The 20,525-nt window shown below is 30.0% G+C and carries 16 protein-coding genes and 1 rRNA gene; 5 read left to right on the forward strand and 12 right to left on the reverse strand.

The annotated features are described in order from the left end of the window. Nucleotides 1-16 precede the first annotated feature (16 nt). The 3 genes from Q7I96_06410 to rfbB all read right to left on the reverse strand — a co-directional run bounded on the left by Q7I96_06410 (nucleotide 17) and on the right by rfbB (nucleotide 7,331). Nucleotides 17-2,929 (reverse strand): glycosyltransferase, encoded by a 2,913-nt coding sequence (locus Q7I96_06410; protein ID MDO9627238.1) that lies wholly within the window; start codon nucleotides 2,927-2,929, stop codon nucleotides 17-19. 359 nt (nucleotides 2,930-3,288) lie between these two features. Further along, nucleotides 3,289-6,255: a glycosyltransferase gene (locus tag Q7I96_06415; GenBank protein MDO9627239.1), complete on the reverse strand. Its 2,967-nt coding sequence runs from the start codon at nucleotides 6,253-6,255 to the stop codon at nucleotides 3,289-3,291. Nucleotides 6,256-6,323: 68 nt separating this feature from the next. After that, a complete protein-coding gene (gene rfbB / locus Q7I96_06420; protein MDO9627240.1) occupies nucleotides 6,324-7,331 on the reverse strand; it encodes a dTDP-glucose 4,6-dehydratase in 1,008 nt (335 codons plus the stop codon). Nucleotides 7,332-7,585: 254 nt separating this feature from the next. On the opposite strand from rfbB, the gene Q7I96_06425 reads away from it, so the two are divergent. After that, a complete protein-coding gene (locus Q7I96_06425; GenBank protein ID MDO9627241.1) occupies nucleotides 7,586-8,644 on the forward strand; it encodes an FkbM family methyltransferase in 1,059 nt (352 codons plus the stop codon). Between the two features lie 47 nt (nucleotides 8,645-8,691). Further along, a complete protein-coding gene (locus tag Q7I96_06430) occupies nucleotides 8,692-9,585 on the forward strand; it encodes a hypothetical protein (protein ID MDO9627242.1) in 894 nt (297 codons plus the stop codon). A 7-nt stretch (nucleotides 9,586-9,592) separates the two neighbouring features. Here the strand turns inward: Q7I96_06430 and rfbC are convergent, their stop codons facing one another. The 6 genes from rfbC to Q7I96_06460 form a co-directional block, all read right to left on the reverse strand. Beyond that, nucleotides 9,593-10,150 carry a dTDP-4-dehydrorhamnose 3,5-epimerase gene (gene rfbC, locus Q7I96_06435; protein MDO9627243.1) on the reverse strand — a complete coding sequence of 186 codons (558 nt, stop codon included), beginning with the start codon at nucleotides 10,148-10,150 and terminating at the stop codon, nucleotides 9,593-9,595. 40 nt (nucleotides 10,151-10,190) lie between these two features. Continuing rightward, complete coding sequence (rfbA, locus tag Q7I96_06440) at nucleotides 10,191-11,063, reverse strand: glucose-1-phosphate thymidylyltransferase RfbA (GenBank protein MDO9627244.1); 873 nt, start codon at nucleotides 11,061-11,063, stop codon at nucleotides 10,191-10,193. 45 nt (nucleotides 11,064-11,108) lie between these two features. Next, nucleotides 11,109-12,260: a glycosyltransferase family 2 protein gene (locus Q7I96_06445; protein MDO9627245.1), complete on the reverse strand. Its 1,152-nt coding sequence runs from the start codon at nucleotides 12,258-12,260 to the stop codon at nucleotides 11,109-11,111. 100 nt (nucleotides 12,261-12,360) lie between these two features. Next, complete coding sequence (gene rfbD, locus Q7I96_06450) at nucleotides 12,361-13,197, reverse strand: dTDP-4-dehydrorhamnose reductase (protein MDO9627246.1); 837 nt, start codon at nucleotides 13,195-13,197, stop codon at nucleotides 12,361-12,363. Nucleotides 13,198-13,384: 187 nt separating this feature from the next. Further along, nucleotides 13,385-14,743: a hypothetical protein gene (locus Q7I96_06455; protein MDO9627247.1), complete on the reverse strand. Its 1,359-nt coding sequence runs from the start codon at nucleotides 14,741-14,743 to the stop codon at nucleotides 13,385-13,387. Between the two features lie 161 nt (nucleotides 14,744-14,904). Next, entirely contained in the window at nucleotides 14,905-16,077 is a 1,173-nt protein-coding gene (locus Q7I96_06460) for a glycosyltransferase (protein ID MDO9627248.1), read from the reverse strand. Nucleotides 16,078-16,281: 204 nt separating this feature from the next. Between Q7I96_06460 and Q7I96_06465 the strand changes: the two genes are divergently transcribed. Next, nucleotides 16,282-16,530 carry a hypothetical protein gene (locus tag Q7I96_06465; protein ID MDO9627249.1) on the forward strand — a complete coding sequence of 83 codons (249 nt, stop codon included), beginning with the start codon at nucleotides 16,282-16,284 and terminating at the stop codon, nucleotides 16,528-16,530. 60 nt (nucleotides 16,531-16,590) lie between these two features. Here Q7I96_06465 and Q7I96_06470 read toward each other — a convergent pair whose 3' ends face one another. Both Q7I96_06470 and Q7I96_06475 read right to left on the reverse strand, forming a co-directional pair. Continuing rightward, on the reverse strand, nucleotides 16,591-17,970 hold the full coding sequence (locus tag Q7I96_06470; protein MDO9627250.1) for an alpha-1,2-fucosyltransferase: 1,380 nt from the start codon (nucleotides 17,968-17,970) through the stop codon (nucleotides 16,591-16,593). A gap of 60 nt (nucleotides 17,971-18,030) precedes the next feature. Then, a complete protein-coding gene (locus tag Q7I96_06475) occupies nucleotides 18,031-18,327 on the reverse strand; it encodes a 4a-hydroxytetrahydrobiopterin dehydratase (protein ID MDO9627251.1) in 297 nt (98 codons plus the stop codon). Nucleotides 18,328-18,712: 385 nt separating this feature from the next. Here Q7I96_06475 and Q7I96_06480 point away from each other — a divergent pair, with 385 nt between their 5' ends. After that, the gene (locus Q7I96_06480; protein ID MDO9627252.1) at nucleotides 18,713-19,066 is read left to right on the forward strand and encodes a hypothetical protein; all 354 of its coding nucleotides are present in this window, start codon (nucleotides 18,713-18,715) and stop codon (nucleotides 19,064-19,066) included. A 34-nt stretch (nucleotides 19,067-19,100) separates the two neighbouring features. Here Q7I96_06480 and Q7I96_06485 read toward each other — a convergent pair whose 3' ends face one another. Further along, complete coding sequence (locus tag Q7I96_06485; protein ID MDO9627253.1) at nucleotides 19,101-19,937, reverse strand: epoxyqueuosine reductase; 837 nt, start codon at nucleotides 19,935-19,937, stop codon at nucleotides 19,101-19,103. A 452-nt stretch (nucleotides 19,938-20,389) separates the two neighbouring features. Between Q7I96_06485 and Q7I96_06490 the strand changes: the two genes are divergently transcribed. Further along, a 16S ribosomal RNA gene (locus Q7I96_06490) occupies nucleotides 20,390-20,525 on the forward strand; the annotation flags it as partial.

Below are 20,525 nucleotides of genomic sequence, written 5' to 3' on the forward strand. Positions count from 1 at the left end.
GATTCAACCTCTATATTTATTGGTGATTGATTATTTGTAAAATATGTTCTACTCTTTTTTGGAAGGTATGGTTATTTAAAACTATTTTTTTACCTTTTTCAGATAATAGTTTTCTATCTTTTTCATTTTTCAGATAATGACTAATTAAGTTTTCCAGTTCTTCTGGATTGTTATAAGTTATTAATGCATCTCGGAAAACCTCAGAGACCCCCATAACTTCGTCAGATATAATAAAAGCACCAGCAGCGAATCCATCAAATAAACGATTCGATATGAATCCTTTTTCTTTCATATCCTCCCAATGATCGTTAAGTAATATTTTACAAGATGAGTATGCTTTCCTTAGTTCATCATTGGGGATATGTTTGCCTTTGATGTATTTTTTATCCACTAAGTTCTTCCAATTAGTCCCATATATGGAGAGATCTTTATTAGTGGGTAGTAAATCTTTTATTATCTTTCTAAATACTTTTCTTGAGTTTCCAACGAATAACAAATCATGATCGTAGTCTCTGGAAAATTCCGGATTGAATAACTCGGGATCTGTACATTGAAGCATTTTTTCTACTGGAACATCAATAATTTCCTTTAATTTATCAGTCCAAATTTGAGAAGCTATTAAAACATGATCATACTGATTATATTCCTCTATTTCAACCTTATCTGGATGAGAAATATTCCACATTATGTTAAAATGCTGTTTTTTTGGTTTATATTTGCTTAAACCTCTTAAAACCAAGACTACATCACAATCAGCGTCATCGTTACTATCCCATTCTGGTAGTATCTGTAATATCACATCACAGTCTTTTTTTTCAAATTCCTTTTTTAATCCCAGTGCTAAGTGATAATCTCCCCATTCATGGACTGTTTTCCAACTCGGTGCTGGGATTTTAATTGAAATTTTTGTTTTAAAGAAATACTGCTCTAAAGATTCTTTTAATGCCTGGGCACGGTTGATATAAGCATGATTTTCAAGCACGAATTCTTGCAGTTCTTTTATTTTTGATAAACGGGCATTTTTGTTTGTTAAATAATAATCGATTAAATTATTTAGCTCTTCTTTTGATTTAAATACAGGTAATTTCCCATGGAATGTTTCTTCTGCTCCGATTTCTCCATTGGTTAATACCAAAGCTCCACTGGCCAGGGCATCATATACTCTACTATTTACGGCCCCATAACCTTTAGTAACTCTATTAGCATCATCAATAACGATTTTTGTAGAGGCATATATTTCTGGCATTTTAGAATACTCGACAAATCCCTGATTATATTCTTTAAATTTTTCAATTTTGTCCCAGTTTTCCCCATACAATTTGAATGTATATGGCAATCTTCTGGGATCAAGCATTTCAATTATTTCACGGGGTTCATTCCAATAACTACCGGTGAAACAGTAATCACTTAAATAATCGTGGGATGGTGAAATATCTGGATGGAATCTAGCTGAATTAGTAGCAATAGGCATTAATAAAGCTTTATGTCCGCTTTTTTCCATTAAATAATTACAAGCTGTTTGACTGGATCCGAATACAAGGTCATAATCAGAAAATCCTGGATTGGAAACCCATCTTTCAAACCAGTTTCTGGCCCAAGCTATTTTTATCAAAGACTTTTTAGAAGATTTTATTTTCTGGGGATTGTAGGAATCTAAAAGAGATATTATAATATCAACGTTTTCTTCAACCACATACCACCATTTAAAAGATTTTCTTCTAGTTAAGAAACAGATATTCCATCCTAAAGTTTTTAAACCTTCTCCTAATTCCAGAGCGGTAAAATAATCTCCGGCAGATGCATCAGTTCCACTTTCAGTAACTACAAAAGCTACTTTTAATGAATACTCTGAGAATAATTGTACATTGTTTAGTTTATCCGAAAAAACCTTTTTTTGAAGCCATCGATTCCAATTTTGGTAGAATATTTTCTGGTTTTTTAAACGCCGTTTTTTTACTTCCCTTTTTTTGGTTTTTTCTTGTGTTCCAAATTCATAATGGAATAAAAGGGCTTTAGGACAATAAATATTTTTATATCCTACTTTTAAGAGTTTAAGGCAAAGATCTACGTCTTCATAACCGTAATTGTAGTTTTCATCCAAACCACCAACTTCTAAGTATTTATCTTTCTTTACAAGTAGTGCAGCGGCAGTTAAAGCAGCTCTTTCCACATCGGAGTGGTCTGTATTGCTAAAAATATGATCCTTAGTAATATTATATGGTTTAATGAAACCAGATTCTTCTTTGAATGCTATTCCGCTATGTTGGATTTTAAATGATTTGTTTATATTATAAACTGAATCGGGTGAATATGGATAAACTAATTTAGCGCCTATCACACCTATTTCATCTGATTGCATTGCTGAAAACATCATTTGGTTAAGCCAGCCAAATGTAGGTTCAATATCATTGTTTAGTAGGAGAATATATTCTCCTTTTGCTACGCGGGCCGCTTCATTATTTGCTGCAGAAAAAGATTTATTCTCTATATTTTTGATTATTTTTATGGGAAGAAACTTTTCTAGTTCTACTAAAAAACTGATAGAATCGTCGTTTGATGCATTATCTACCACGATAATTTCATAATGTGGATATTGTATATTTTCTTTAAAATTTTTAAATAATCTTTTTAAATGTTCTAAACCGTTTCTATTTAAGATTATTATAGAAACTAATGGTACATTATCTTTAAAACTGTGTAGATTAAAGATTGATGCATTTTTACTTAAAATTTCTTTATATTTTTCCTTTACCTGTTCTTGGGTTAATAAAATGGCGGGTTCTTCTGATACTATTTTTTTTATTATTTTATTTTTAAATGAATCAAAGCCATGCTTTTTTGAATTAAATTCATCACTTAAATTATTTTTTAATATCCTTAAATTTTCTTTTAGTGATGAATTTTTAAGACTAGGTTTTGATTTTTTCATATTGTGCCTCTATAATTTTGAAATTAATGATCACATATCTTCCCAATAACACAATAAATAAATATTTTATTTTCTATTTAAGAATAATATTTAATCAAGGTCTACGGAGTTTTTCATGTTCTAGCATTAAACTCATCTTTTTTAAAACTTGAAATTTAATTCTCAGTATTTCCAACAATTGATGGTGGTATTATAGGAACTTACTATAATCATGCAAACAGGATTATATTTTGCCAAGGAATATATTAAATGGTGGATATGGTGGTTTTAAACCAAATGGCGGGATATATGTTCTCAAAGGTTAGATCTGGCCTCATGGTTAGGTTATTTATAGAAATCAGAATAAATCTAGTTTCAATTTATTTGGTAATCATTTTAATGTTTTCATAGATTATATCTCCAGTAATTACTGGAATTAGTCTGGCTTTTACATTAGTTTCTCTTTTTAGATATTCACAAGTTGTTTTACTGTTTGTAATAGCTAAATCATACTCATTAAAGACAGGATTATTCATCCATTCCTCATAAGAATCAAGAATTAGTGCAATTTTTATTAATTTCTTTTTAGAACCATGAATCTCCAGAGGATAATAATTATGTAGGGTTGAAACTACTATGTCTACATAGTTCTTTATGTGATATAGGCTTTTATAATCTTCTGAAGATACAAAACTTACATCCCAACCCGATTTTTTTAAAGCTTCATTTATAATTAGCTCAGTGAAATCACCCGCACTGGGATGTCTTTCACCAATCATAAATGATATATTTAATGGGTCTTCTGAAATTAAATTCTCATTATTTAATTTGTCAATAATAATCTTATTACTTAGCCAATCATTCCATTTATAATTTAAAAGATTTTTATTAGATATATGCCGATTTAATATAGATTCTAATTGTTTTTTTCCGTCAGTACCGTGTTCATAGTGGAATAATAGTGCTGATGGGCAGTAGATGTTATCATACCCGTTTTTTAATAGTTTAAGACAGAAATCCACGTCTTCATAACCATATTTGTATCCTTCATCTAAACCCCCAACTTCTTCATAAACTTCTTTTTTTACTAATAAAACTGCTGCAGTGACCCCTGCTCTTTTTTGCTCGATATTACATTCTGGTTCGAATGGTTCAAGTCCTTTACCCATATTATATGGTTTTATAAATCCATTAGATTCTTCCTTAAACGATATCCCAATATGTTGAATTGTAAATGATTGATCTTTGTTATAAACTGAAAAACTACTATCTGGGTAAACTAATTTAGCACCTAAACAACCTAAATTATTATATTTAAAAGCTGTTTGCATCATTTCATTGAGCCAACCATACGTAGGTTCAATATCATTATTTAACAGTAAGATAAATTCCCCATGTGCTTTTTTAACAGCATCATTATTTGCTTCAGAAAAAGATTTGTTTTCTTCATTTTTAATTATTTTTAAGGGCAGGTTATCTAGACTTTCTAAAAAGTTTATTGTATCGTCTGTTGATGAATTATCCACTATTATTATTTCATAGGATGGATATTGAATATTTTCAGCGAAATTATTAAATAATCTCTGTAAATGTTCCAAACCATTATGAGTAATCACAATAATCGAGACTAATGGTGAACTATCTTCAAAATCCTGTAAATTAATTAATGAAGCGTTTTTATTTATTATTTCATCATACTTTCCACAATTTTCTGTTTCTATGATTATTTCAGGATTTTTATTAACATTATCAATATTATCTCCGTTTATTTCCAGTCCTTCTGGAATCCCATATAAACTGTAATGTATCAAAGGGTTTAAATTAGATAATTTAGCACTTTCATTGTATTCTAAGTAAAAATCACCATCAAAATTAGGGTTGGGTCTTAAATTTTCTTTAAATCCATGATAAATGTAATGAAGAAGAGGATCTTTTCCTGAAATCATCACATGTCTGTTGGTTCGTAGATAATAACCCAGATCAAATAAATTATTCTTTTTTATTGATTTATATCCTTTTATTTCAGTTACAGCATTTTTTATTTGGCCTTTGTTTTTAGCCAAAATAAATAAACTGGGAGCTTTCGAAATAATCCTTTCAATCAATGGCCTATTACTGTTAAAATAATTGAGTTCATAAATACTAGATGTTAATTTATTTAAATGCGAATTTACTTGATCAAATTGCCGATTTTTATTTTCTAGAGAACTAACTAATTTTTCATTTTCATTTAAAAATTTTTCATTTTCATTTAAAATATTGCTAATGATTTGATTTCTTTCTTGTTTAATTTGATTGGAATAATTGTATTTTTCTTCAATTATTTTTAATTTATTTTCAGTGTATTTTAATTTACTATTTGCCTGTTTTAAACGGGTTTCAGTATAATTTAATTGATTTTCGTTTATTTTGCCTATTTTGGAATCAAGCACACTATTTGGTGATTTCATTCCCAGAGCAGTAGCATATTGGCTTTCGATCCCAGATTTAGTTGCTAATTCATCGATAATTAGTAAAAGCTCTAACATGGCCTTATCTTTTAAATCAAACTCATCTATGTTGTGAAGAATGTCATTAAGGGTTTCATGGTAAATAGTTCCACCAGTTAATGTGATTTCCGCGTCAGGAAAATATTTTATTACACTTTCCAGAATATTATCTGAGTCTGCTGCTTCACTTGGGTCTTGGTTTCTTAAAATTTGAGGATCAGGCCTTAACATTTTTCTATTCAACAATTTGCCTGGTTTGTATGGGTTTTTCAGGTAGTTATCCGGAAGGATCCTCCTGATTCTTGAGCCTAATTCAAGAGCTTCATCTGACCATTGAAATCTACTTGGACCTACAAAATCATCCATGTAGAAAATTCCACCCATTTCTAGGATTTTATAACTCCACTCAACTGATTTATTAACATCAAACATGTGGTGCAATGACTGACTCCAATGCACAAAGTCTACTTTTTCATTAAACTCGTGTAGGAAATAGTTCCCTTTAATTAGTTCAACTTTATCTTCAATTCCCAAGTTTTCTGCTTTTTTCAGTGCAATTGCAATACCCGCATCGGATAATTCAAACATTGTGAATTTATCTACTAATCCTTCACTAACTAGTTCCAATTCTTTATTTCCGTCTCCAAAGCCTACAGACACACCATGTTTCAACGTACCCATTTTTTCAAGACGTTTTTTCAAGCATTGATTTATTCCATCAACGGGTTCCCCACAAATTAGATTATTAAGATGTTTATGGATTAATGGGAACTCCCACCACCTTATTTTTTTAGGTCCATCTTTAAGATTCATTTCTGACCAATAATTACCAATTTTTTGAGCAGTTTTATCTTCCATTAATATCATCCTGATGAAATTTTTTATAATTATAATATCATTATACTTTTAATACATTTATCAGGCAATTATCTATCTGAGTACATCTTTTGATAATACTCCAGATATTCTCCACTTTTTACTTTTTCCCACCAGTCTTTATTATCTAAATACCACTGTATGGTTTCAGCAATTCCAGTTTCAAACGTGTACTTAGGAGTCCACCCTAGTTCGCTCTGAATTTTACCAGAATCAATGGCATAACGTCTGTCGTGGCCGGGTCTGTCTTTTACATATTTAATAAGTGATTCTGGTTTATCTAAATTCTCCAGAATTAATTTAATTATTTCTAGGTTTTTCTTTTCGTTATTTCCACCAATATTATACACTTCCCCAATTTTTCCTTGGTGAAGGACCAGATCTATAGCAGTGCAGTGATCATAAACGTGTAACCAGTCTCTAACATTCAATCCATCGCCATAAACAGGTAAAGGTTCATTTTCTAGGGCATTGGATATCATTAATGGAATTAATTTTTCTGGGAATTGATAAGGCCCATAATTGTTGGAGCACCGAGTTATATTAATTGGCAGATCAAAAGTTTTGTTATAAGCACGAACCATTAAATCAGCACCTGCTTTGCTGGCTGAATAAGGGCTATTGGCTGCAAGGGGTGTATCTTCTCTGAAATAACCACTTTCACCTAAAGAACCATAAACTTCATCAGTTGAAACCTGTAAATATTTTTTTACGCCGTATTTTTTAGCAGCATCTAAAAGTACCTGTGTTCCAATTATATTTGATTTAATGAATATCTCTGGATCTTCAATACTCCTATCAACGTGAGATTCAGCAGCGAAATTTATAACATAATCTATTTTTGAGACTATGTCACAAACTAATGATTTATCAGTAATATCTCCTTTGATAAATTTGTAATTAGGATTATCTTCAATGCCATGTAAATTTTCTAAATTTCCGCAGTAGGTAAGGGAGTCCAGGTTGACAATTTCGTAGTGAGGATATTTATTAAGCATATATCTTACAAAATTACTCCCTATAAATCCTGCTCCACCCGTAATTAGTATTTTTGTCATTATTTAACTCCTTAGAAATTTCTATATTAGTATAATACTTTATTAACTTTTTTCTATGAACTTTATTCCATATTTATTAAATCTTAAATCCAATTAAAATCATTTTTTTATTAGAAATTAGCTTAAAGCAACATTTAACTTTAATAACTTATTTATATTTTTTTGTTATATAATCTATTTTATCATTTTAAATTATATGCTGATTAGAATTGTTTGAATAAGATTAGAATATTAAAATATATATTGGAGATAAAATGAATCTTAAAAATCCTATAAATCTTTTAAAAAAGGCCAATAACTCTTTTAATTTATATCTAAAAGATCGTATAGAAATAAATAAAACTATAACGCGATATGGTAAAGATCAGGAAAAAATCAACGAATTTTTTGAAGCAAATTATCTTAGGGATGCTAATTTATCAGATAAACTTAATTTATTCGCTGATTGGTATTCTAAAAATAAATATTATTTTTTTAATGGAGAAGAACATTTGTTTGAATCAATGGACACAGATACATTTTTTAAAATGTGTTTTTACAATAATATCAAACTTTTGGCCTTTTCACATAAAGAAAACAGGATTCTTTTAGAGACTGAGGATGGAATTAAATTTTTTACCAATAATCGTTTTTGGACAATTGATTCAGTTTTTGCAAGAAATGAATATTCTGTACCCCAATTATACATGTTCCGTGATTTTGTTGTACTTGATATTGGGATGAATAGGGGTTATGCTTCTTTGAAATTTGCAAATTTTGATTCATGTAGTGCAATATATGGTTTTGAGATAGACCCCAATACATATGACTTAGCTTTAGAAAATTTCAATCTTAATCCTCAACTATATGATAAAATTCATCCATTTAATTTTGGCCTTTATGATGAAGATAAAGAATTAGATTTGTTTTATATCCCGGGATATGATGGAATAACGACAACTAATATTGAATTTGCAAAAACTCAATCAGAATGGGTTTCTCAAAAAGATCTCATGAAAATTAAAAAGGCAAATGTAAAAGAAGCAGGCAAAGTTATTTCAGATATAATTGAAAAAGAGAATAACTCCAATATTGTTTTGAAAATAGATACTGAAGGTGCGGAGTCTAAAATAATTGATAATTTAATTGAACATAACCTATTAGAAAAAATTGATATGATAATAGGTGAAATACACTTAGAAACCGAAGATTTAGAAAAAAAGTTGCTTGGGTTTAAACGTGTTAATAAAAATTTTGCATCAGAAAACATTTATACTGTCTGTCTGGTTAAAAAAGAATATTATAAACCGTTAAATAAAGCTAAATCTATTTGATAATATTAAATTTGAATTAAATCGAGAATTAACTCAAATAATCTTAATTGATAGTTTTAATTATGGGTTATGTAGGTGTTACTGTGGTAGTTTTCGAATATTTAAAAAATTTTTCAAATAAAATCAAAAATGAAGAAAAAAAGAAAAAAATTGATTTATTCACTCTTTGGATTAGTGATGATGGTAATTTACCGGAGCTACAGCAAATATCACTAAAATCCATGCTTTTAACCGGTCATGATGTGAAATTGTATGTTTACGATGAATTAGACAATGTTCCTGAAGGTATCAAGCTCATGGATGGAAATGAGATTCTCTCTCAATCAAATATTTTCAAATATAAAGAAGGTTTCAATAAAGGATCTTATTCTGGATTTGCTAATCGGTTTAGAGCTAAATGTCTTTATGATAGAGGATCTGCCTGGTTTGACTGTGATATAATTGCATTAAAGAATATAAATGAAATGAATATTGTAGGTCCATCAATATCTTCTCAAAGAAATCCTGATGGTGAAATAATTCCTAATAATGCTTTTTTAAAGCTAAACAAAGGAGATAAATTTTTAGAATATATGCTTGATTACATGGATAAAGTAAAAGATAATGTAATGCATGGAGATACTGGTCCTCATTTACTCAAATCATTAATGGATACTAAATATAATTCTTATTCTAAATATTTAGCTAATGTAAATTTTATTGCGTCGATTAATTATTTTGATTTTATGGATTTTTTAGAACCATCCTCAATAATCGTTCCGAGATTAAAATTTAATGAGATATGGGGCTTCCATATTTGGAATACTATGTTTCGGCATAATGAATATGTTCATGAAAAATCGAGAAATAGTTTATACCATGATCTGAAAGAAATTATTCTCACTAGCTTAACAAAAGAAGAATATGCAAAAAAAATTAGTAGTTTATTTGAAATCAATTAATAAATGTTTAAAAATCAGTCTTAGTATTTTTGAATGAATTCCATTGTTCATCTTTCTCAGATAAACTGACTTCTTCAATATCCTCTAAGGGCCAATCAATACCTATATCTGGGTCATTCCATAGAATACCACCTTCATCATCACTATTATAAAAGTCAGTGCATTTATAAGTGAATTCGGCCTCATCGGATAAGACTAAAAAACCATGGGCAAAGCCCTCAGGTACGTAGAACTGTTTCTTGTTTTGTTCAGAGAGTATAACTCCTTCCCATTTACCATAAGTTGATGAATCTTTTCTTAAATCAACGGCCACATCAAATACTGCTCCTTTAATGGCCCTAACTAGTTTGCCTTGCGGTCTTGTATATTGGAAGTGAAGACCTCTTAAAACTCCTTTTTTGGACCTGGACTGATTGTCCTGGACAAAATTGAAATCAAGACCTGCTTCTCTGAATTCCTCTTCATGGTAAGTTTCCATAAAATAACCACGATCATCCCCAAATACAGTAGGTTCTATAATATATACTCCTTCAATTGAAGTTTCAGTGAAATTAAATTTACTCATTAAAAATCTCTCCTTATTCAAATTCAAGGACTAGTGAATATTAAAACTCATTATTAACTAAATCTGTTAAATAATCCCCATAATCTGTCTTTTTCAAAGGTTTAGCCAGTTTTAAAACTTTTTCTTCATTGATCCATCCATTATTAAATGCAATTTCTTCTAAACAGGCAATATAAAATCCCTGTCTCTTTTGTATGGCCTCTACAAAATTACTGGCTTCCAATAAACCAATATGGGTTCCGGTGTCTAACCAAGCCATTCCTCTACCTAAAAGTTCTACTTTTAGCTGTTTTCTTTTGAGATATTCTTCATTAACAGATGTGATTTCCAGTTCGCCTCTATCAGAAGGCCTTACATTTTTAGCTATCTCCACAACACTATTATCATAGAAATAAAGGCCGGGTATGGCGTAATTAGATTTAGGATGTTCTGGTTTTTCTTCTAATGATAACACATTACCTTCTTCATCAAATTCAACTACTCCAAAAGCATGAGGATCTCTAACATAATAACCAAAGACAACTGCACCGTCTTGAACTGAGGCTGCTCTTTTTAAAATCTCGCTGAATCTATGGCCGTGGAATATGTTGTCTCCAAGAACTAAAGCAACATTATCCTCTCCAATAAATTCTTCACCCACTATGAATGCCTCGGCCAAGCCACGAGGTTCTTCTTGAACCGCATATGAGAAAGATATACCTAAATCACTACCGTCTCCTAGAAGTTGTTCATATTGGGGTAAATCTCGAGGGGTTGATATGATTAATATTTCTTTTATACCCGCCAGCATAAGAACGGATAATGGATAATAAATCATTGGTTTATCATAAATAGCAAGCAACTGCTTTGAAACAGCTTTAGTAATTGGATAAAGCCGGGTACCGGATCCTCCTGCAAGTACAATTCCTTTCATTTTTTTTGCTCCAAGTTAATAAATTAATCAATTATAAAAACATTATTAATTCTTTAGAAATGCTATAAATTTGCGCATAGGTGAAGTTAATCTCCATGAGGTACTATTTTCATATTCATTTATTTTAAGTTCTAATTGATTTTTCCCATGACTTAGCTTGTTTAATTTAAGTGTTAAATTATCATTATTGGCTTTATATTTAGCTATTTCAATTTTAAATCTTTCTTGTTCATCTAATTTATTTTTTTCCAGATTTAAATAATTTTTTTTCAAATTTGAATAATCTTTAGCCAGTGTTTCTGAGTTTTCTAAAATATTTGAAATGTAATCAATCTCATAATTCTCATATTTTATGGAAATATTGTTAAATAATTTTAAATCCAAGGGATCATATTCAATCTTAACTTCTTTTTCCTGGTCATCTAAAGAATATTTTTTGGCGAAATTGATCATATCTTCTTTTCCAATTTTTCCTTCATGTTTTAAGTAATTAAACATGTCTTTAATGTGCCAAGATGTACTTTCACCGTGAGTAATATCACATAACGTATTAATCCACCCCACAGCAATCTTAGCGATTATCTGATCTTCTGAACGTATGGGAAAATGAGCTATGCGTAAATCACTACTAAGAAATTTTTTTATTGATTTATCATGTTTAGAATTAGATATGTTATGATTTCCTTTTGTTAATTTAACATCAAATTTTTCAACGAGTTCTTTAGGTATGATGGCTTTACAATATTCTCCATAATCGTCCCTTGCAAAAGTTATTTTGGATGGGATGAATATTTCATTTTCATTATCGAAAGTAGGGACATAAGTTTTCCATTTAACTAAACTTAAAGTTGGAAATTCTATCTTTTCTAAAAATTCGCGCGGATTTTTATTATGAGGAGTCATAATAAACTCATCTGCATCTAAGGGAACCACAATATCTGCATTATATTTATTTATAGCGCAGGATAATAATTTGTTTGTTTTAATGGCTTGATCAAATTCCCTATCTTCGTCTTTAATTATATATAAATTAAGACCTTCTTTTTTAAGTAAATTTAGAATTTCTAAAGTATTATCTGAACTTTGATTATCTAAAATAATCATCCCATCAAAAATATTAATATTATAACGTACAAATGATTCAATGACATCTGATTCATTTTTGACCATGCTTATAGAAAATAATGTTTTAGACATATTTCACTCCAATAATCAACTTATTATTCACAAATTCAGTATAATGGTCAAAGTCCTAACTTATTAGCTAATCAAGAAGCGATTATTAATATTAAATATATTACAATAAATCCATATATTCTCTTAAAGCTTCTTTATAGCTTCTAATTTTTGGAAAAGCTTCCATTTTCCAGTTATAATTCTCTAAAACAGAATATTTTGGCCTTGGTGCCGGGCTACCAAATTCTTCGGTACTAACAGGATTTAATTCAATATCAATTCCGGCATTTTCGAAGATTTCTTGGGCATATTCATACCAGGAACAGTGATCACTATTAGTTATATGATATATTCCGTAAGCTGGTTTTTTTATTAGTTCTGAAATTGCGGTTGCCAGATCAACAGTATATGTGGGAGAACCTATTTGATCAGCCACAACAGAAATATTATCCATTTTTTCGGCTAATTTAAGCATAGTAGTAATAAAATTAGGCCCATGGAACCCGTATAACCATGAAGTTCGAACTATATAAAATTTATTTAAAATGTCACGAATGCAAACTTCGCCTTGGTGTTTGGTTTTACCATAAACTCCTAATGGGTTGGTTTGGTCGTATTCATAATATGAGCTACCTTTTGTGCCATCAAAAACATAATCTGTGCATATATAAACTAAAGCAGCATCTACTTCACTGCAAGCAACAGCCACATTTCTGGTTCCTAATACATTCACTTTATAGGCCAAATCCTCATTAGTTTCACTTCCATCCACATCAGTAAAAGCAGCTGCATGAACAACCACATCGGGTTTGATGTTTTTCACGGTTTTAATGGTTTTTTCTATGTCGGTTATGTCCAGAGTATCAATGGTGGTTGTACTAATTTCATTTTCAGCAGATAATACATCAACTAAATCATGCCCTAGCATGCCTTCTGAACCTATAATTAAAACTTTCATTTTTTCAACTCAAATTAAATAGTTAATATTAAATTAATATGAAGATAATTTACTTTGAAGTAATTAATATGACTTATTTATGTTAGAAGTAGTATAATTTAATATATTAAATTATAGTTTTAAAGAATAGTTTTATATTTTTTGAAAAAATAAAAAATAAGTTATTAATACTATTGAAATAATTAGATTAACTAAATTTGTTGTAACTTACAGTTCCTTTAGCTTGATAAAGATATAAACCCTTATATTTCAAGTATTTTCCAAGGTTTCCTTTAAAAACGTTTTTAGTTATATTTATTTTTCCGTAATGGCTGTAAATTGCTCCACCTTTAATTGATTTGTTACTGGTAAATTTATTGTAGGCCAATATTAAATTACCTCTAGCATTGCAAATGGCCCCACCACTCACAGTAATTGCTCGGTTAGTAAGGAATATGCAATTAGTAGCTTTTAATGTCCCATGATTGTATATGGCGCCGGCATATCTACTTGCAGTATTGTTGGTGAAACTACAATTGTTCATAATCATTTTACTGTAACTCACACTTGGTAATCCAGAACTATCTATATAAATGGCCCCTCCATTAATGGTGGCCCTATTGTTTGTAAATATGTTGTTATTTGCAATTAAAGTACCGTGACAGTGGTATAATGCCCCTCCACGGCCATTGTTTGCCAGATTTTTAATGAAAGTATTTTGGTTTATGTATATGGTTCGGGTACTATCTTCAGCATATATTGCTCCACTTTCGGGTGCTGTATTATACATGAATATGGAATTAGTAACTGATAAGGATCCTTTTGTATTGTAGAATGCGCCACCAAAACGTTTTGTTGCAGAGTTACTAATGAATTTACTATTTTTGACGGTCAAAGATCCTCTTGAATTAAGTACGGCTCCACCTGGTCCATAAGTTGCTTTGTTATAATTAAAGATGCTATTATTTATTGTTATTGATGTATAGCTAGCTGCTATGGCTCCAGATAATCTTGCTCTATTATTGGTAAATGTGCAGTTATTTAGGTATAATGAATAATAATTACTTTTTATAGCCCCTCCATAATTATAAGGGGCTTTATTATTTATAAAAGAAATATTATTTGCAGTCAAAGCACCCTTAGAATATATTGCTCCCCCACTATCTTTTGTTTGTCCGTTAGTAATTGTTAAATCACTTATTTTTACTTGAATCCCTGTTTGAACAAAGAATATTCTGTCGGAATATTGCCCATCAATTATAGTGTTTTTCTGGTTTTCTCCATTAATATTTACATTTTTGTTAATGATTATTCCATGTTCCAAGTATCTTCCATTACTAATTTTCACGGTTCCGTTAGTAGTTACGATTCCAATAGCATTTTTAATAGTCTTTTTGGGCCCATCAGTACCATTAAATGTAGGAATTTCTCCACTCCAATTGTCACTCCCATTGGGATCGACATATATGGTGGATTGTACTGCTGAGGCCGTACTAATACTAAATGATAATGAAATAGTAAAAATGGCTAGTAATATTGGAATTAAAAGTTTTTTATTGGCTTTCATTGATGTTCTCCATAATTAATTGATAAACTTAATCATAATGTATAATAAATTATTTTCCACTATTTAATAAAAATATTCACATCTTTTTGTGCCATTTATCCCATATATGTATATTATTAATTTGTTCATTTAAAATAGATAAAGATTTATATGGTGAAATATCATGCTTTTTTAAATAAAATTCGAACATTTCGCAGGGGTCCAGTTATTTTCCAGCTATTAGAACTCATTATTTCTTCAATTAGCCTATTTTTTATTTTTAATTCTTCATCAAAAGTTAATCTTTGTTGTTTTATTTTTAATTCATATTCTTTTGATTGGTGATGCAATTCTGCTTTTATTTCTTTTTGCATTTCACTAATTTTTTCATATAATTCATATTCTTTATATGTGTTAGATTTCATCAAATTATTGAATATAACTTGATTAGTCTCATTTAATTTTTTAAAATCATCAATATCCGTTTTAGACAAATCTTCTTTAATAATTTCCAAAAATTCTTGTTTGTATTCTTCATCAACTTGATTACAGCGGGAAATAAATTGTTCAATCTTAAAATTTAGGAATGAATCCAGGGAAACTGGACAATATTCTCTCACTAACTTTTCATTTAAATTTTGAATAGGAATAACATCAAAAAATCGTTTATTTCCAGTAGCTATAAATGATCCTCGTCGATTTATTCGATAGAAATATAAATGATCCCTAACCAGAGAAACCTTATTTGCTTTTAAATAGGATTCGTAGAAAAATGTATTATCCTCAAAATCAAGACCTTCTGGAAATTTTATTTTATTTTCTTTTAAAAAGCTGGCTTTGTAAACTTTATTCCATGGTGTAACATTGATTTTAAATAAAAAATTTCCAGTGGCCTGGTAATTAAAAACAACATCATTAAAAGATTCATTAAAAAATTCTAAGGTAAAATAAGGCAGATCATAAAGTAATTCTTGGGTAACCTCATCAAAACGATGGGCGGAGCACATTACCATGTCACAATCGTTTGATTTAGCATTATTATATAATGTTTCATACATATGAGGCTCTATCCAATCGTCAGAGTCTACAAATCCTATGTATTCTCCAGTTACATATTTCAGACCTTCATTCCTCGCAGATGCAATGCCCCCGTTTTCTTTATGGATTACCTTTATTCTCTCATCTTTTTGAGCGAATTCTTCCAGTATTTGGGGTGATTTATCTTTAGAGCCATCATTTACGCATATAATTTCTATTTCAGTCATCGTTTGATTAATGACACTTTCTAAGCATTGCTCCAGATATTTTTCTACATTATAAACTGGTATTATTATGGATATTTTTGCAGCATTCATTAGGACCCCACCCAAGATTATATTGATTTTTTTAGAGTATTTAATAACTTTAATTTAATATTATCGTTAAGATTCAATTAAATTTATTAAATCTAGGATATTAATTAATTTAATAAATCAAATATTATAACTGAATGAATTCAAATATAAATTAATAATATAATATTTTATTATTTTCATGGCGATTTCATGAATGGAGAAAAAATGAAAAAATTAGAGAAAATTTTAGAAAAAAGGGGATGTAGTATGGATCTTCATGCTAATGTTATGGAAATGACATTTGAAAAGGATGAAGATGCTGAATGGTTTGAAAAAATAGTAGAGGCCAGCCCTGAAGATTCTGCTGTATCGTGTTTAATGACCATGAAGCGTCTGGGAAATAAAAAGGCCCGACACAAGTTTGTATTCAATGTTACCGACATGGATAATTTCATAGACCTTATGGATGAGTAATTAATGAGTATATTTTTCTTTTTTGATTTTATATAGGACTCAACTAGGCTTGGTTTTTTATTAATTTAACCTGAGAAAAATATTTCTAAAATTAGAGATTTTGTTAGAGACATTTTTATAGGTGTTTGAGTAAAATTTTTTAGAATTATTAATTTCGCGAATTTCTAATGATCTTATATCTATGTTAGTTCCACCAATTGAAGAGGGCACTAGCATTAAGTTTGTTAATAAAAATTCTTTTGATAAATAAACGTAAATATCCAGATCATCGTTTTCATAATAATATGAATAAAATTTATTATATCCAGTATGGTTAACTGATTGTTTGGTGGTGTAATACACTTCCAAAACACCAGAAGATTTGGCTTTCATGGATATTTTAATTATAACATCATTATCTTCATTTAATTTTTGAATTTCTTTTAAATATATTTTAGAATCATTCCCTGATGTTTTAATATTTAAAATATTTTTATCAACACTTAAGTCTGTATTGTGAACTGAAGGAATATTCAAAGAATATTTAGAAGGATTTAAATTGAATAAAATTATTTTAGAGTCATTAAAGACTTTACTATGGTCATTAGGAATTGGAAAGTAATTTTTTCCTTTGTCAATGTATCTAAGATTGGGATGGCGACAAATAAACCATGGCTGTGGTGTAGTAACTATTTTATCCTCATTTTCTGATAACCAGGCCCCCCACCAGCTAAAAGAACTATTGGCTATTATAAAATGTTTACATAGTGACATTAAATGAAGGTCTTTGTGTCCTTTTTCGATATCGTTGTGGGTGACTTGATAAGTAGGGTGTGAAATATGGATATTTTTCTTAACCCATTGATGATCATCAGAAAAAATAAAAAATTTAGGGTTTTCTACGCGCTTTTCTATGAAAGAAACCGCTTTTTTGTAGTAATCAGTACTACACGTTCCAAACTTGGTATAATCCAGATAATCTCCTCTACGGATATGCATTGCCACGGCATTATGGTCTTTTATATCTTTGGCAATGACCTTATCTTTGCCATTAAGAGGATTTTTAAATTGTAAATCTTTTCTAATTATTTTTTCATTATGCATAAAATATTTTTCAGATTGCCAGTAACCATCAAAGTGTGCCGGAATTTGTAGTTTATTGAAATTTTTTAGAGAAGGAAAGTCGGTTATTTTGCTAAAGGAAATTTCATCATAAAAATTAAGATTTGCAATTGATTTTATATCATTAGAGAATTTCAAGTCATCATTTATTTTGAAATAATGTAAATTATAGCAGTCATGTATTATAGATTTAGAATACTCACTATCATAATGTGATAAATCAAATAAAAGATCTGTATTTAAGTCATGGGATAATGAACGACCAAAAGCGTATTGGAACAACTGATTTCCAAGGCCTGCTTTTAAATTAACAGTTATCATGTATAAATCTCCAGGAATATAATTAATTTTTTCAATAAGCTCTTTGTTTGTAGATTTAAATTTGGGAACTTGAATAATTTATTCTTTAAGTAGATCTTCTACTCTTTGGGCAAATTCAAAGTCCAAATCTGTTAAACCACTAACATCATGAGTGAAAATACTTAATTCTACTTTTCCAGCACCAATACTCATTTCTGGGTCATGTTGCATTTTTTCAGCCAGACGACCCACTTTAACCGCTAGATGCATGGACCCGGCCAGGTCATTAAAATAAAAAGTCCCCAATAAATGATGATTATCAATTACTTGCCAGTTTTCCAATTTAGATGCCCTTTCTTTTATTTTTTCAGGGTTTAGAAGCTTTAATTTGGTCATTTTATCAGTTTAATATAGTGGGGATTTTTAGAATTCAATTTCCACTTTTTTAATTTCTAATTAATACTTGAAATTACTTCATATTAATTATATATTATTATATGGAATTAATAATTAAATCAGTATAATGATATTATAATAATTTAAATATATTAATAGGTGTTTCTATAATGACCCCAGGAATTTTAGTAGCCATAATAGGAATTATACTGGTAATTGTTTATATACTGGTTAAATTTGGCCGTTTATATTATAAGGCCACCAAAAAATGATTTTTTTATTTTGATGCTTTATTAAAAAATTATATCGAAATTAATAAATCATTGAGTTAATAAATATTATATAATAATATATCAGAATTTTTTAAATCAGGGGATGGTTGGATTTGTCACAAGATATAGAAACTTTAACATTTATTAAGAAAAATAAAGCTGGAAAACTAAAACAATTGATTGTTCCAGAAGAATTCATCAGAGATTTACATTATTCCAGTGAAAAACATCTCATGATAATGATCAGGGTCATGGGTAGGGACTCGACCATGGTAAGGGATTATTTTAATGGTACTGAGGGTGAAATTTTCAGTATCAAAACCAGTAAAGGATGTGGAATGGATGAAATATCCAGTGATTTCATGTTAACTTCACTTTATATGGATGAGGGAGCCTCTCTTTCGGTAGATATTAATCAGGAACCGGCCATGGTGCGTATACTGATGGATCTGGAAATGAGGGAATAACTTTAAATATTAATTTCATCTATTTTTTATTTTTTTAGTCTTTACTTCCATAGGATCTGACATGTTTCCAGGCCTTTTTATAGTTTTCAAATCCTTTTTTAGAAGCGTATATTTCCATATTTTCTCGGGAAAACAATTTCCTATCTTTACCTACGGGACATACTTTTATACAGATTCCACAAGGACTTGTATATTTTTCTCTTAAACTTTTGCTTCTCTTAGCACAGCTTATTTTGTCTATTAGGGGAATAATATCATTATTATGCTTTGATATTGGTGGTATGGCGGTTACCGGGCAATCTTCAATGCAAAGCTGGCACTGAGTACATAGGTCGTCACCAGGTATTTCATCTGATTCTATTTCTGCCGAGGTGAAAATAGAAGTAAATCTTACTCTGGGACCGTATTCTGGTGTTAAAATCGTGTTGTTTTGACCAAAAGATCCCATTCCTGCTAGGTAAGCAGCATGGCGGTGGGAAAAGAAGGCCATTGGTTTTTTAAGAAGTACATCTATGTCCCCATAACCATCCCTGGGAAGATAGATGGAGGCAAATCCTTTTTGATTTAAATATTCTGATAATTCATAGGCCTTAGAATCTAAAAGTGAATTAACGGTTTTATATAATTCGTGGTAGTAAATGGAAGGGGCGGTTTCCACTATGGGCAGTTGTAATGGAATTCCCATAACAATCACGGTTTTTGTTTCGGGGTAGATATTTTGTGGCCAGAATTGGGGGGGAATCCAATCTTTAAATTTGTTAGGAAGCTCTTCTGGAGGATTTTCCCACCGCCCTACTTGACTAAACCCTACCAAATATATACCTTGTTGGTGGCATTCTTTTAAAATTTCTTTTTTTAAGTGACTGGCCATTCTAATTCATTTCCTTTTTTGGTATTGATTAAAAAAATACTCAGTAATCAAAAGATTTATCTACATGTTTATCTGTATATTATTAATTACAATTAATATATTTTTTATTGTAATTGTTTTTCACTCAAATCAATTTGAAAACATTGAATATTGCTGATTTTGCAATATTTTCTAATAATTTTGTGTTTCTTTGAGTGTCGTGTATAGTATGTGCCACGATGTATAAGGCATCGGCCGGAGCGCGATTTTATCGTTCTGTGAACGGCTGTGTTTGAGCATTTGGCTATTATTTACAATTATTTAAATGAGAGCACAAACCTTTGCTTAGCAAATAGTGTTTGTGTTTGATGTTGGTCATTTATGGTAGAATGTGGTGATATTTGGTATGTTTACTAAATAACTCCTTTTTAACATGTACAATTCTATACTTCCCAATATTTTATATATTAGCAAATCCGTTTGATCCTGGCGGAGGCTACTGCTATTGGGGTTCGATTAAGCCATGCAAGTCGAACGAACTCCTTCGGGGGTTCGTGGCGAACGGCTCAGTAACACGTGGATAACCTACCCTTAGGACCGGTATAACCC

The organism is Methanobacteriaceae archaeon (genome assembly GCA_030656015.1).
GTDB lineage: Archaea > Methanobacteriota > Methanobacteria > Methanobacteriales > Methanobacteriaceae > UBA349.

Coding starts and splice junctions, on each gene's coding strand:
- Q7I96_06415 (MDO9627239.1), bottom strand. CDS start 6,255: ATGGAAGATAAAACTGCTCAAAAAATTGGTAATTATTGGTCAGAAATG.
- rfbA (MDO9627244.1), bottom strand. CDS start 11,063: ATGAAAGGAATTGTACTTGCAGGAGGATCCGGTACCCGGCTTTATCCA.
- Q7I96_06460 (MDO9627248.1), bottom strand. CDS start 16,077: ATGAATGCTGCAAAAATATCCATAATAATACCAGTTTATAATGTAGAA.
- Q7I96_06410 (MDO9627238.1), bottom strand. CDS start 2,929: ATGAAAAAATCAAAACCTAGTCTTAAAAATTCATCACTAAAAGAAAAT.
- rfbC (MDO9627243.1), bottom strand. CDS start 10,150: ATGAGTAAATTTAATTTCACTGAAACTTCAATTGAAGGAGTATATATT.
- rfbB (MDO9627240.1), bottom strand. CDS start 7,331: ATGACAAAAATACTAATTACGGGTGGAGCAGGATTTATAGGGAGTAAT.
- Q7I96_06475 (MDO9627251.1), bottom strand. CDS start 18,327: ATGACCAAATTAAAGCTTCTAAACCCTGAAAAAATAAAAGAAAGGGCA.
- Q7I96_06445 (MDO9627245.1), bottom strand. CDS start 12,260: ATGTCTAAAACATTATTTTCTATAAGCATGGTCAAAAATGAATCAGAT.
- rfbD (MDO9627246.1), bottom strand. CDS start 13,197: ATGAAAGTTTTAATTATAGGTTCAGAAGGCATGCTAGGGCATGATTTA.
- Q7I96_06425 (MDO9627241.1), top strand. CDS start 7,586: ATGAATCTTAAAAATCCTATAAATCTTTTAAAAAAGGCCAATAACTCT.
- Q7I96_06465 (MDO9627249.1), top strand. CDS start 16,282: ATGAAAAAATTAGAGAAAATTTTAGAAAAAAGGGGATGTAGTATGGAT.
- Q7I96_06485 (MDO9627253.1), bottom strand. CDS start 19,937: ATGGCCAGTCACTTAAAAAAAGAAATTTTAAAAGAATGCCACCAACAA.
- Q7I96_06455 (MDO9627247.1), bottom strand. CDS start 14,743: ATGAAAGCCAATAAAAAACTTTTAATTCCAATATTACTAGCCATTTTT.